This is a genomic window from Klebsiella sp. CN_Kp091 (assembly GCF_040065095.1).
Classification (GTDB): domain Bacteria; phylum Pseudomonadota; class Gammaproteobacteria; order Enterobacterales; family Enterobacteriaceae; genus Klebsiella; species Klebsiella aerogenes.
The window spans coordinates 25,983-39,516 of sequence record NZ_JBEAIO010000015.1; the positions used below are offsets into that span (position 1 = coordinate 25,983).

Below are 13,534 nucleotides of genomic sequence, written 5' to 3' on the forward strand. Positions count from 1 at the left end.
CCCGGCACCAGTGACCTGTTTGAGCGAGAGTTACTCGTCTTCCAGTTCGATGTTGATGCCCAGCGAGCGGATTTCTTTCAACAGTACGTTGAAGGATTCCGGCATGCCCGGTTCCATCTGGTGGTTGCCGTCCACGATGTTTTTATACATCTTGGTACGACCGTTCACGTCATCAGACTTAACGGTGAGCATTTCCTGCAGGGTGTAGGCCGCGCCGTATGCTTCCAGCGCCCACACTTCCATCTCACCGAAGCGCTGACCACCGAACTGCGCCTTACCACCCAGCGGCTGCTGAGTAACCAGGCTATAAGAACCGGTGGAACGAGCGTGCATTTTGTCGTCGACCAGGTGGTTCAGTTTCAGCATGTACATGTAACCCACGGTTACCGGACGTTCGAACTGTTCACCGGTACGGCCGTCAAACAGAGTGATCTGACCGGAAGTCGGCAGGTCGCCCAGCTGCAGCAGCTCTTTGATTTCAGCTTCTTTCGCACCGTCGAATACCGGCGTTGCGATCGGCATGCCTTTACGCAGGTTTTCAGCCAGACGCAGAACTTCTTCATCGCTGAAGGTATTCAGGTCAACTTTCTGGCGAACGTCAGCGCCCAGATCGTAAGCACGCTGGATGAATTCGCGCAGTTTCGCGACTTCTTGCTGCTGTTTCAGCATGGCGTTGATCTTATCGCCGATACCTTTGGCAGCCATACCCAGGTGAGTTTCCAGGATCTGACCGATGTTCATACGAGACGGTACGCCCAGCGGGTTCAGTACGATATCTACCGGCGTACCGTTAGCATCGTGCGGCATATCTTCGATCGGGTTGATCTTAGAGATAACACCCTTGTTACCGTGACGACCTGCCATCTTATCACCAGGCTGGATACGGCGTTTGACGGCTAGGTATACCTTAACAATCTTCAGCACGCCCGGTGCCAGATCGTCGCCTTGGGTGATTTTACGGCGTTTCGCTTCGAGTTTTTTCTCGAACTCGTGTTTCAGTTCGTCATACTGCTCAGCCAGTTGCTCCAGCTGATTTTGTTTCTCTTCGTCGGTCAGGCCCAGTTCCAGCCAGCGATCGCGCGGCAGTTTGTCGAGCTTGTCAGCTTCAACGCCACCGGCAACCAGCACAGCGTAGATACGGCTGAACAGACCAGCTTCGAGGATCTGCAGTTCTTCAGACAGGTCTTTTTTAGCCTGTTTCAGCTGCATCTCTTCGATCTCAAGAGCACGCTTGTCTTTTTCTACGCCGTCACGGGTAAACACCTGAACGTCGATAACGGTACCAGAGACACCGTTCGGTACGCGCAGAGAAGAGTCTTTAACGTCAGACGCTTTCTCACCGAAGATCGCGCGCAGCAGTTTCTCTTCCGGAGTCAGCTGGGTTTCACCTTTCGGGGTTACCTTACCAACCAGAATGTCGCCGCCGGTCACTTCCGCACCGATATAAACGATACCGGATTCATCCAGTTTAGAGAGCGCAGCTTCACCCACGTTCGGGATGTCAGCGGTGATCTCTTCCGGCCCCAGCTTGGTGTCACGGGACACGCATGCCAGTTCCTGAATGTGGATGGTGGTGAAACGGTCTTCCTGGACAACACGCTCGGATACGAGGATGGAGTCTTCGAAGTTGTAGCCGTTCCACGGCATGAACGCTACGCGCATGTTCTGACCCAGCGCCAGTTCACCGAGGTCGGTGGACGGGCCGTCGGCCAGGACGTCGCCGCGTTCAATTGGTTCGCCCAGGGACACGCAAGGCATCTGGTTGATGCAGGTGTTCTGGTTAGAACGGGTGTACTTGGTCAGGTTATAGATGTCGATACCTGCTTCGCCCGGGTACATCTCGTCTTCGTTAACTTTGATAACGATACGGGAAGCATCCACGTACTGAACGGTACCGCCACGTTTAGCCACCGCAGTAACACCGGAGTCAACGGCAACAGCACGTTCCATACCGGTACCAACCAGCGGCTTATCAGCGCGCAGAGTCGGAACCGCCTGACGTTGCATGTTCGCACCCATCAATGCACGGTTGGCGTCATCGTGTTCCAGGAACGGGATCAGGGACGCACCGACGGATACCACCTGCTGGGTGGATACGTCCATGTAGTCAACCTGGTCGCGGCTGAACAAGCTGGATTCGCCTTTACTACGGCAGGTAACCAGATCTTCAACAAAGTGGCCTTCGTCATCCAGGTTGGAGTTCGCCTGAGCGATGACGTAGTTACCTTCTTCGATAGCAGACAGGTAATGAATTTCGTCGGTAACAACACCGTCGGTCACTTTACGATACGGGGTCTCGAGGAAACCGTATTCGTTAGTCTGTGCGTACACGGACAGGGAGTTGATCAGACCGATGTTCGGACCTTCAGGCGTTTCGATTGGACATACGCGACCGTAGTGAGTCGGGTGTACGTCTCGAACTTCGAAGCCTGCGCGTTCACGGGTCAGACCGCCTGGGCCGAGTGCGGAGATACGACGTTTGTGCGTAATCTCAGACAGCGGGTTGTTCTGGTCCATAAACTGGGACAGCTGGCTGGAACCAAAGAACTCTTTCACTGCTGCGGAAATCGGCTTGGCGTTGATCATATCCTGAGGCATCAGGGTATCCAGATCGCCCAGAGACAGACGCTCTTTAACCGCACGCTCTACACGCACCAGGCCAACGCGGAACTGGTTTTCCGCCATTTCGCCAACGGAACGGATACGACGGTTGCCGAGGTGGTCGATATCATCGACTTCGCCTTTACCGTTACGGATATCGATGAGCTTCTTCATCACTTCGATGATGTCGTCTTTGCTCAGGATACCGGAACCTTCGATTTCGTCGCGCAGCAGAGAACGGTTGAACTTCATACGACCAACCGCGGACAGATCGTAGCGGTCTTCGGAGAAGAACAGGTTCTCAAACAGGCTTTCAGCCGCTTCACGAGTCGGCGGCTCACCCGGGCGCATCATGCGGTAGATTTCTACCAGCGCGCTCAGACGATCGTTGGTTGGGTCGACGCGTACAGTTTCAGAAATGTACGGACCGTGGTCCAGATCGTTGGTGAACAGCGTTTCGATACGCTTGTGGCCGGACTGGCTCAGTTTAGCCAGCAGATCCAGGCTCAGCTCCATGTTCGCCGGGCAGATCAGTTCGCCAGTCGCTTCGTCGATGTAGTCTTTAGAAGCAACTTTGCCCGCGATGTACTCAACCGGAACTTCGATATGTTTGATATCGTCTTTTTCCAGTTGGCGAATATGGCGCGCGGTAATACGACGGCCTTTCTCAACGTACACTTTACCGTTGGCTTCGATATCGAAGGAGGCGGTTTCACCGCGCAGACGCTCCGGTACCAGCTCCATCTGCAGCTTGTTGTCGCGAATTTCAAAGACCACTTTCTCGAAGAACAGGTCAAGGATCTGCTCAGTGGTGTAATTCAGCGCGCGCAGAATGATGGTTGCAGGCAGTTTACGACGACGGTCGATACGAACGAACAGGTTGTCTTTCGGGTCGAATTCGAAGTCCAGCCAGGAACCACGGTAAGGGATGATACGTGCGTTATACAGGACCTTACCGGAAGAGTGAGTCTTACCTTTGTCACTGTCAAAGAAGACGCCCGGGCTACGGTGCAGCTGAGAAACGATAACACGCTCGGTACCGTTGATAACGAAGGTACCATTGTCGGTCATGAGCGGGATTTCGCCCATGTAGACTTCTTGTTCTTTAATGTCTTTAACGGTGCCTTCCGGCGCTTCGCGCTCGTAGATCACCAGACGCAGTTTCACGCGCAGCGGTGCGGAATACGTCACGCCACGGATCTGACATTCTTTAACATCAAAAACAGGTTCGCCCAGACGGTAGCTGACGTATTGCAGCTCTGAATTACCGCTGTAGCTCTGAATCGGGAATACGGAACGGAAGGCTGCTTCCAGACCATACTGCCCTTCAGGATCTTGCTCGATAAACTTCTGGAACGAGTCAAGCTGGATAGAAAGGAGATAAGGCACATCCAGAACTTGTGGACGTTTACCAAAATCCTTACGAATACGTTTTTTCTCGGTATAGGAGTAAACCATAGGGTTCCTCAGCTCGCTGACAAGTCGACCCATCTGCCCGGAAAGGGCAGTTTTTTATGCAACACTATTTTGTTGACCGGAAAATGGAACACTTTCCGCAATGCCTGTTGCTATCACGCTTAAACCATTTCATTGCGATTTACACAGCCCAGGAACCCTAACCTGTCGCAGTATATTAAGTCGTCGATAGAAACAAGCATTGTGAGGCAAACCAGCAGTCAAACAGTGTGAAATGCTACTGGCGCCTTACAGCGCAAAAAGGCTGGTGACTAAAAAGTCACCAGCCTCAGCCTAATTTCTCAGGCTGCAACCGGAAGGGTTGGCTTATTTAACTTCAACTTCAGCGCCAGCTTCTTCCAGAGATTTTTTCAGAGCTTCAGCGTCGTCTTTGCTGATGCCTTCTTTCAGTGCAGCCGGTGCAGCTTCTACCAGGTCTTTAGCTTCTTTCAGACCCAGGCCAGTCGCGCCACGTACTGCTTTGATAACAGCAACTTTGTTAGCGCCAGCAGCTTTCAGAATTACGTCGAATTCAGTTTTTTCTTCAGCAGCTTCAGCCGGGCCAGCAGCTACAGCTACAGCAGCAGCAGCGGAAACACCGAATTTTTCTTCCATTGCAGAGATCAGCTCAACAACGTCCATTACGGACATAGCGGATACTGCTTCAATGATTTGATCTTTAGTGATAGACATTTAAATTGTTCCTGAATATCAGAATAAGTTTATACGTAAGCGAGTGCTTTACAAAGATAACTGCGATTAAGCAGCTTCTTTCGCATCGCGTACAGCAGCCAGAGTACGAACCAGTTTGCCAGCCGAAGCTTCTTTCATGGTTGCCATCAGGCGTGCAATTGCTTCTTCGTAGGTCGGCAGAGTTGCCAGGCGGTCGATTTGCGACGCCGGGATCAGCTCACCTTCAAAGGCAGCGGCTTTGACCTCAAATTTTGCATTCGCTTTCGCGAACTCTTTGAACAGACGAGCAGCAGCGCCCGGGTGTTCCATAGAGTATGCAATCAGGGTCGGACCAACAAACGTGTCTTTCAGGCACTCGAACGGAGTACCTTCAACGACGCGGCGCAGCAGGGTGTTACGAACAACACGCATGTAAACGCCAGCTTCACGACCTGCTTTACGCAGTTCAGTCATTTTATCTACAGTTACGCCACGGGAATCCGCAACTACTGCAGACAGCGCGCCTTTGGCTACTTCGCTGACTTCAGCAACAATCGCTTGTTTGTCTTGAAGATTTAAAGCCATTAGCTTTGCTCCTGGATGTTTGCCAGAGCTTATGCTCTGGAACTCACTTCACTCTATTCAACGAATAGAGCGTCTTAATACGGTGAGCAGAAACAAGCCAGAGTATCCAAAAAATAATCTTAGCGTTCTGTCACCGTCTACGCAGGGGATTAAGTTTCTTACGAAACACCTGCGGTCTTCGACGGAGGCCTGGATAGGCCAGGCTCCAACGAACAAATCTGTTAGCCGCTAACTTTCGTTAGCAAACGTGGGGGTAAGATTGTAGACAAAATCACCGCCCACGTAAAGGCATTAGTTTGCAGAAGCGTTCAGGCCAGCCTGATCTACTGCAACACCTGCACCCATGGTGGTGGAAATGCTAACTTTCTTGATGTACACGCCTTTAGCCTGAGTCGGTTTTGCTTTTTTCAGCGCAACCAGCAGAGCTTCCAGGTTTTCTTTCAGTTTGTCAGCGTCAAAGTCCACTTTACCGATGGTGGTGTGGATGATGCCGTTTTTGTCGTTACGATAACGAACCTGACCAGCTTTAGCGTTCTTAACCGCTTCAGCAACGTTAGGAGTTACGGTACCAACTTTCGGGTTTGGCATCAGGCCGCGCGGGCCCAGAACCTGGCCCAGCTGGCCAACAACGCGCATTGCATCCGGGGAAGCAATAACAACGTCAAAGTTCATTTCGCCTTTCTTGATCTGGTCAGCCAGATCTTCCATACCTACCAGCTCGGCGCCTGCAGCTTTAGCAGCTTCAGCGTTCGGGCCCTGTGCAAATACGGCAACGCGAACAGAACGGCCAGTACCGTGCGGCAGTACAGTTGCACCACGTACGTTCTGGTCAGATTTACGAGCATCGATGCCCAGGTTTACAGCAACGTCAACGCTTTCAACGAACTTAGCGGTCGCCAGTTCTTTCAGCAGAGAGATGGCTTCGTTGATGTCATACTGTTTAGTTGCATCAACTTTCTCACGAATCACGGACATGCGCTTGGTCAGTTTAGCCATTTCTTAGTCCTCCACTACCAGGCCCATGGAACGTGCAGTACCTTCGATGGAGCGAGTCATCGCTTCAATGTCGGCACCAGTCATGTCGGCAGCTTTGGTCTGCGCGATTTCCTGCAGCTGAGCGCGGGAAATTTTACCAACTTTCTCTTTGTTCGGCTTACCGGAGCCGGACTTGATACCAGCCGCTTTTTTCAGCAGAACTGCTGCCGGCGGAGTTTTGGTAACGAAAGTGAAAGAACGGTCAGCGTAAACGGTGATAACAACCGGGATTGGCAGACCTTTTTCCATGGATTCAGTTTTTGCGTTGAACGCTTTGCAGAATTCCATGATGTTAACGCCCTGCTGACCCAGTGCTGGACCAACCGGCGGACTCGGGTTTGCCATACCAGCTGCAACCTGCAGCTTGACGTAGGCTTGTACTTTCTTAGCCATTCTTAAATCCTCAAATTGGGTATTAACGCTTCAGAGAAGCTCCCCGTGATTAAACATCGTTTTACGGGCCAGGCCCATAAAAACAAAAGGCGCGAAATTGTATGCCAATTTCGCGCCCTATGCAACGATTAAATCGCTGCTTTTTTGATCGCCGGCTTACGCCTTCTCAACCTGACCGAAGTCCAGTTCTACCGGAGTCGCACGACCGAAGATAGAAACGGAAACTTTCAGGCGAGACTTCTCGTAGTCCACTTCTTCAACAACGCCGTTAAAGTCAGCAAATGGACCATCGTTGACGCGAACCATTTCGCCCGGCTCAAACAGCGTTTTCGGACGCGGCTTATCGCCAACCTGCTGCAGACGGTTCATGATGGCATCGACTTCTTTGTCGCTGATCGGCGCCGGACGGTCGGAAGTACCGCCGATGAAGCCCATCACCCGCGGGACGCTGCGCACCAGGTGCCAGCTCGCGTCGTTCATGACCATCTGAACCAGAACGTAGCCTGGGAAGAATTTGCGTTCGCTTTTGCGACGCTGGCCGCCACGGATTTCAACCACTTCTTCGGTCGGAACCATGACTTCGCCAAACAACTCTTCCATGTTGTGTAATTTGATATGTTCACGCAGCGACGTAGCTACGCGACCTTCAAAACCGGAAAACGCCTGAACGACGTACCAGCGCTTTTTAGGAGCTTCAGACATCTCAGAACCTCAGGCCAGTGATAAAGGATACCAGGCGAACCAGAATACCATCCAGTCCCCACAGGATCAGTGACATTACTGCAGTTACGGCAGCAACAATCAGCGTGGTGTGCAGCGTTTCCTGGCGGGTCGGCCAGATCACTTTGCGGACTTCGGTTCTCGCTTCGCGGGCGAAGGCGACAGTCGCCTTACCTTTTGTCGTTAACAGAGCGACGCCACCGGCAGCAGCGATAAGAATCACCACAGCCAGCGCACGGATCGCCAGCATAATGTCGCGATAAAGGAAGTTGCCTACGATGGCTACGATCAGCAGCACGGCAACGATAACCCACTTCAACGCTTCCAGGCCGCGCCCGCTCCCTTGAGCTTCGGTATTCGCACTCATAAACCAACCTGTCACAAGAATTCAGACAAACATCTTCGCCCCGCGTTAAATGCGAGGCGACCAAACCGAAATGCTCTGCTGCGTTTCGGACTTTACGCCCTCTTCAGAGCCTGTCTCAGCAATGATTATGACAAAAAAAATCACTGATGAGCCAGGTTCTGGTGTGAAAGCGTGCAAAAAGGGCATCAAATGATGCCCTTTTATTGCGCATTGCGTCAAATGTTATCAGCGATTAGCCGAGAACTTTAGCAACCACGCCCGCGCCAACGGTACGGCCGCCTTCACGGATTGCGAAACGCAGACCGTCATCCATCGCGATCGGGTGGATCAGGGTAACAACCATTTTGATGTTGTCGCCCGGCATTACCATCTCTACGCCTTCCGGCAGTTCGATGGTACCAGTCACGTCAGTAGTACGGAAGTAGAACTGCGGACGGTAGCCTTTGAAGAACGGAGTATGACGGCCGCCTTCGTCTTTGGACAGGATGTACACTTCAGATTCGAACTTGGTGTGCGGCTTGATGCTGCCCGGCTTAGCCAGTACCTGACCACGTTCGATTTCTTCACGTTTGATACCACGCAGCAGAACGCCTACGTTCTCACCAGCACGGCCTTCGTCCAGCAGTTTGCGGAACATTTCAACGCCAGTACAGGTGGTTTTCGCGGTGTCTTTGATACCAACGATTTCAACTTCTTCACCAACTTTGATGATACCGCGCTCTACACGACCGGTAACAACGGTACCACGACCGGAGATGGAGAATACGTCTTCGATCGGCAGCAGGAACGGCTTATCAATCGCACGCTCTGGTTCTGGGATGTAAGAATCCAGGAAGCCAGCCAGTTCGATGATTTTCGCTTCCCACTCTGCGTCGCCTTCCAGCGCTTTCAGAGCAGAACCACGAACGATCGGAGTGTCGTCGCCCGGGAAATCGTACTGAGACAGCAGTTCACGAACTTCCATCTCAACCAGTTCCAGCAGCTCTTCGTCATCAACCATGTCGCATTTGTTCAGGAACACGATGATGTACGGAACGCCTACCTGACGACCCAGCAGGATGTGCTCACGAGTCTGCGGCATCGGGCCGTCAGTCGCAGCAACAACCAGGATCGCGCCATCCATCTGAGCAGCACCGGTGATCATGTTTTTAACATAGTCGGCGTGGCCCGGGCAGTCTACGTGCGCGTAGTGGCGAGTCGGGGTGTCATATTCAACGTGGGAAGTGTTGATGGTGATACCACGAGCTTTTTCTTCCGGCGCGTTATCGATCTGGTCGAATGCGCGAGCAGCACCGCCGTAGGTTTTAGCCAGTACGGTAGTGATTGCAGCGGTCAGCGTTGTTTTACCATGGTCAACGTGGCCGATAGTACCGACGTTAACGTGCGGTTTTGTACGTTCAAACTTTTCTTTAGACATCGATTGTCCCTCTAAGACACGGATAAATCGGTGATATCACCACATCAACCAGGCAACATGCCCGACTTGTTGAATGCAATAAACAGAGAGAAACAGGGAAGGAGAGATAAAGAAGTGGTGCTGATACCCAGAGTCGAACTGGGGACCTCACCCTTACCAAGGGTGCGCTCTACCAACTGAGCCATATCAGCACGTCTGGAGCGGGCAGCGGGAATCGAACCCGCATCATCAGCTTGGAAGGCTGAGGTAATAGCCATTATACGATGCCCGCATCCTGAAACTCGGCTACCCAGTTCTTTCTGTAACAAAAAAGAGATTGCTCTCTTTAATGTTGAGCTGATTAGTTTACCCAACCAACTCCGGCTACGCAAAGCGTCGCCCGAAAGTGGTGGTGGGGGAAGGATTCGAACCTTCGAAGTCGATGACGGCAGATTTACAGTCTGCTCCCTTTGGCCGCTCGGGAACCCCACCCAAATTGTTATGGTGCCGACTACCGGAATCGAACTGGTGACCTACTGATTACAAGTCAGTTGCTCTACCTACTGAGCTAAGTCGGCATCAAGTAGCGCGCATTCTAGGGAGACCTGCGAGTTCATGCAACTAAAAATTTGCATAAAACGTTCTCTTGCTCACATTTTGTGCTCTCAAGCGAAAAAACGGTGTAATTTCAAACAATGGAGTGCAAAAAAAGCGCATTCCTTAATGCAGAATTTGTTTCGCTGCGCCTGTCAGATACAAGAGTGACGGTTTTTTCACCTGGGAATCCTGGTGGCAGGCGCGATCGCTAACCTGCAAAGATAGCAGACTCGCTTTCTCCCCTCTTTCTACTTATTCATCACTTGTGATGCTGCTATGAGAAAGCGCCCTTCGATGAGTTTTTTTCTTATTATTCCCGGCATTCTGGTGTTACCCTCCTGCCCATTGTCCTGATTAACTAGTGTGAAGCATCACCGCTACCTCTTTTTCGGTGATAGTAAGAACATGCTTATGAGCAAAAAAGAGCAGACGTTAATGACACCCTATCTACAATTTAACCGCAACCAATGGGCTGCACTTCGTGATTCCGTTCCGATGACGCTGACAGAGGAAGAAATCGCGCGGTTAAAAGGCATCAACGAAGATCTTTCGCTGGAAGAAGTCGCCGAGATCTATTTGCCGCTGTCACGTTTGCTCAATTTCTATATCAGTTCCAACCTCCGTCGCCAGGCGGTGCTTGAGCAATTCCTTGGTACCAACGGCCAGCGTATCCCTTACATCATCAGTATTGCAGGTAGCGTAGCGGTGGGTAAAAGTACAACAGCGCGTGTTTTACAGGCGCTGCTTAGCCGCTGGCCGGAACATCGTCATGTTGAACTGATAACTACCGATGGCTTCTTACATCCTAACTCGGTGTTAAAAGAACGCGGCTTGATGAAGAAAAAGGGCTTCCCGCAGTCCTATGATATGCATCGGTTGGTGAAGTTTGTTTCTGACCTGAAATCTGGCGTACCAAATGCCACCGCGCCTGTCTATTCCCATCTGATTTATGATGTTATTCCTGATGGCGATAAAACCGTTGCTCAACCGGATATTCTTATTCTGGAAGGTTTGAACGTTCTGCAAAGCGGGATGGATTATCCGCACGATCCGCATCATGTATTTGTCTCTGACTTTGTCGACTTCTCTATTTATGTCGATGCGCCGGAAGACTTATTAAAGAACTGGTATATCAATCGCTTCCTGAAATTCCGTGAAGGTGCTTTTACCGATCCGGATTCTTATTTCCATAATTACGCCAAACTCTCAAAAGACGAAGCGGTCAATATTGCCACTTCATTATGGAATGAGATCAACCTACTGAACTTAAAAGAAAATATATTACCAACCAGAGAGCGGGCCAGCTTGATAATGACCAAAAGTGCAAATCATTCGGTCGATCAAGTTCGCCTACGGAAATAAAAAAGGGAGCGCAAGCTCCCTTCTGTTTATTCAGCGCTACGCAGCGATATCTCGCCTCCGACCCAAGGTTTAATTACCCCGTCCTGCTCGAGTAATAATGCTCCTTGCGCATCAATTCCGCGAGAAATACCAAATATTTCCTTATCGCCAATAATTAGCTTCACTGGCCGATTGATAAAGTTGTCCAGTTTTTCCCAGCGTGGCAGATAAGGTGTTAAACCTTCCTGTTCGAATAGCTGCAAACCGGTACGTAATGCTTTCACCAGACGCGCTGTCAGGGTGTTACGGTCAATGAAGACTCCCGCCTCCTGAAGGCTGATCCACCCCTGATTGACAACATCAGACTCAACCCGGCGCATCACGAGGTTGATACCAGCACCGCTGACGATCTGCGCGGCATCACCGGTTTTGCCTGTCAGTTCTACCAGGATACCGGACAACTTACGGTCCTGCAGATAAATATCATTCGGCCATTTGACCCGAACGTTATCCGCTCCCAGGCTCTGCAATACTTCCGCAATCACAATACCGATCACCAGGCTCAGACCGATAGCGGCGGCAGGGCCTTGTTCCAGACGCCAGTACATGGAGAGATAAAGATTGGCCCCAAACGGTGAGAACCACTTACGCCCGCGGCGACCACGACCAGCCTGCTGATATTCAGCGACACAGGCATCACCTGACTCCAGTTCGTCCAGACGATCCAGCAAATACTGGTTGGTGGAATCAATCACCGGCAGCACGGTAATACGACCTTGTTTAATCTGCCCGGCAATCTTTTGCTCATCCAGTAATTCGATCGGTTCAGGGAGGCTATAGCCCTTCCCTGGCACGGTAAATACATCAACACCCCAGTCGCGGAGCGTCTGCATATGTTTGTTAATTGCCGCGCGGCTCATTCCCAGGCGTTCGCCGAGTTGTTCACCAGAGTGAAACTCGCCATCCGCCAGAATAGAGATAAGCGTCAGGGGTACGGTATTGTCTTTCATGCAATCACCTCTTCCGCATTCACTTCACCCTGCTCTCCGATGAAGCGCACTTCAGGCTGGAGCCAAACGTTAAATTTCTCGCCCACCTGCTGGCGGACATAGTGTGCCAACCCAACGACATCATCGCTGGTCGCCTGGTTTTCGTTGATCAGTACCAGCGCCTGCTGGCGGTGAACGGTAGCCCCACCGATCGTTTTACCTTTTAGCTGACACTGGTCGATAAGCCAACCGGCCGCCAGCTTAATGCTGCCGTCAGCCTGTGGATAATGTGGCGCATTAGGGAATGCTGCCAGCAACGCCTGGGCGACCTGAGTACTGACGACCGGGTTTTTAAAGAAGCTTCCGGCATTACCATTTACTTTCGGATCCGGTAACTTGGTCATACGCATGTGACAAACGGCATCGAATACCTGGCGCGGGGTAACAGTTTGCGGATCGAGACGGGTTAAATCACCGTAGGTCAGGACAGGCTGCCACGCTTTTTTCAGCCATAGCCCAACAGCCACTATCGCGTAACGATCCTGATATTCATGTTTGAAAATACTGTCGCGATAGCCAAAACGACACTCTGCGGCAGAGAGGCGCTGCTTGCGACCCGTCTCAAGTTCGATACAGTCTACGTATTCACATACTCGCTGTAGCTCGACGCCATAGGCACCAATATTTTGAATTGGCGACGACCCTGCGCAGCCAGGAATTAAGGCCAGGTTTTCCAGCCCAGGCATTCCATTTTCCAGCGTAAATTGCACCAGTTGATGCCAGTTTTCACCGGCGCCAACGTGCAAACGCCAGGCTTCAGACGTTTCGCTTACCTCGATCCCCATGATGCGGTTGATGATCACCGTGCCGGAATAGTCTTTCAGGAACAGAACGTTGCTTCCTTCTCCAAGGATCAGACAAGGTTGGTGTTCTGTAGCGGCGGCTTGCCAGGCAGCCAGCAACTGTTGTTCATTTTCAGCAAGTACAATTGCTTTGGCAGAATGGCTAATGCCAAAGGTATTCCAGGGTTTGAGGGAGAGGTTCATAGTGGCTTCCTGATGCAAAATCTGCATTAGTTTACCGTATATAGCGAGGGAAGGCTTGCCTGAATAATATCGGTTCAGGGCCGGATTCTAGTCATCATGGGCGTTAATGAATGGCGGCGCAGACCGGGGAAGGATCGGTGGCCCCGGTAAGCGCAGCGCCACCGGGGGGATGGCGGCGTACCTGGCCGCAAAACACAAAAACAAAAGGCCCGGTCTTCCGACTGAGCCTTTCATTTATATTGATATGATCGCTTTCCCCGGGGGCGGCGCGAGGCGCCTTTCCCGGGCTACGGGTTGCTACGCGGTCTGTAGCCCCGGTAAGCGCAGCGCCACCGGG

The 13,534-nt window shown here is 51.7% G+C and carries 11 protein-coding genes and 4 tRNA genes; 1 reads left to right on the forward strand and 14 read right to left on the reverse strand.

Translation table 11 applies throughout. From position 1 onward, the window contains the following. Positions 1-30 precede the first annotated feature (30 nt). From rpoB to ABLV17_RS12710, 12 genes are all read right to left on the reverse strand, one after another. Positions 31-4,059, reverse strand: coding sequence for a DNA-directed RNA polymerase subunit beta (gene rpoB / locus ABLV17_RS12655; RefSeq protein ID WP_015704004.1), 4,029 nt, complete (start codon positions 4,057-4,059; stop codon positions 31-33). Between the two features lie 324 nt (positions 4,060-4,383). Then, complete coding sequence (gene rplL / locus ABLV17_RS12660) at positions 4,384-4,749, reverse strand: 50S ribosomal protein L7/L12 (protein ID WP_087859253.1); 366 nt, start codon at positions 4,747-4,749, stop codon at positions 4,384-4,386. 66 nt (positions 4,750-4,815) lie between these two features. After that, entirely contained in the window at positions 4,816-5,313 is a 498-nt protein-coding gene (gene rplJ, locus ABLV17_RS12665; protein ID WP_004097644.1) for a 50S ribosomal protein L10, read from the reverse strand. 291 nt (positions 5,314-5,604) lie between these two features. Next, on the reverse strand, positions 5,605-6,309 hold the full coding sequence (gene rplA / locus ABLV17_RS12670) for a 50S ribosomal protein L1 (RefSeq protein WP_015368826.1): 705 nt from the start codon (positions 6,307-6,309) through the stop codon (positions 5,605-5,607). Positions 6,310-6,312: 3 nt separating this feature from the next. Continuing rightward, positions 6,313-6,741, reverse strand: coding sequence for a 50S ribosomal protein L11 (gene rplK / locus ABLV17_RS12675; RefSeq protein WP_020079906.1), 429 nt, complete (start codon positions 6,739-6,741; stop codon positions 6,313-6,315). A 156-nt stretch (positions 6,742-6,897) separates the two neighbouring features. Further along, on the reverse strand, positions 6,898-7,443 hold the full coding sequence (gene nusG / locus ABLV17_RS12680) for a transcription termination/antitermination protein NusG (protein ID WP_007665882.1): 546 nt from the start codon (positions 7,441-7,443) through the stop codon (positions 6,898-6,900). Between the two features lies 1 nt (position 7,444). Then, positions 7,445-7,828, reverse strand: coding sequence for a preprotein translocase subunit SecE (gene secE, locus ABLV17_RS12685; protein WP_015368827.1), 384 nt, complete (start codon positions 7,826-7,828; stop codon positions 7,445-7,447). A 232-nt stretch (positions 7,829-8,060) separates the two neighbouring features. Beyond that, a complete protein-coding gene (gene tuf, locus ABLV17_RS12690; RefSeq protein ID WP_015368828.1) occupies positions 8,061-9,245 on the reverse strand; it encodes an elongation factor Tu in 1,185 nt (394 codons plus the stop codon). A 115-nt stretch (positions 9,246-9,360) separates the two neighbouring features. Further along, positions 9,361-9,436 (reverse strand) — tRNA-Thr (locus ABLV17_RS12695). A gap of 5 nt (positions 9,437-9,441) precedes the next feature. Beyond that, positions 9,442-9,516, reverse strand: a tRNA-Gly gene (locus ABLV17_RS12700). 115 nt (positions 9,517-9,631) lie between these two features. Then, positions 9,632-9,716 (reverse strand) — tRNA-Tyr (locus tag ABLV17_RS12705). A gap of 10 nt (positions 9,717-9,726) precedes the next feature. After that, positions 9,727-9,802 (reverse strand) — tRNA-Thr (locus ABLV17_RS12710). A 430-nt stretch (positions 9,803-10,232) separates the two neighbouring features. On the opposite strand from ABLV17_RS12710, the gene coaA reads away from it, so the two are divergent. Next, the gene (coaA, locus tag ABLV17_RS12715; RefSeq protein WP_015368830.1) at positions 10,233-11,183 is read left to right on the forward strand and encodes a type I pantothenate kinase; all 951 of its coding nucleotides are present in this window, start codon (positions 10,233-10,235) and stop codon (positions 11,181-11,183) included. A gap of 26 nt (positions 11,184-11,209) precedes the next feature. On the opposite strand, the gene birA is transcribed toward coaA, so the two are convergent. Together birA and murB are read right to left on the reverse strand one after the other, a co-directional pair. Next, positions 11,210-12,172 carry a bifunctional biotin--[acetyl-CoA-carboxylase] ligase/biotin operon repressor BirA gene (birA, locus tag ABLV17_RS12720; protein ID WP_087859665.1) on the reverse strand — a complete coding sequence of 321 codons (963 nt, stop codon included), beginning with the start codon at positions 12,170-12,172 and terminating at the stop codon, positions 11,210-11,212. Continuing rightward, positions 12,169-13,224, reverse strand: coding sequence for a UDP-N-acetylmuramate dehydrogenase (gene murB / locus ABLV17_RS12725; protein ID WP_308959157.1), 1,056 nt, complete (start codon positions 13,222-13,224; stop codon positions 12,169-12,171). Before murB ends, birA begins: the two co-directional genes overlap by 4 nt. Positions 13,225-13,534: the final 310 nt, after the last annotated feature.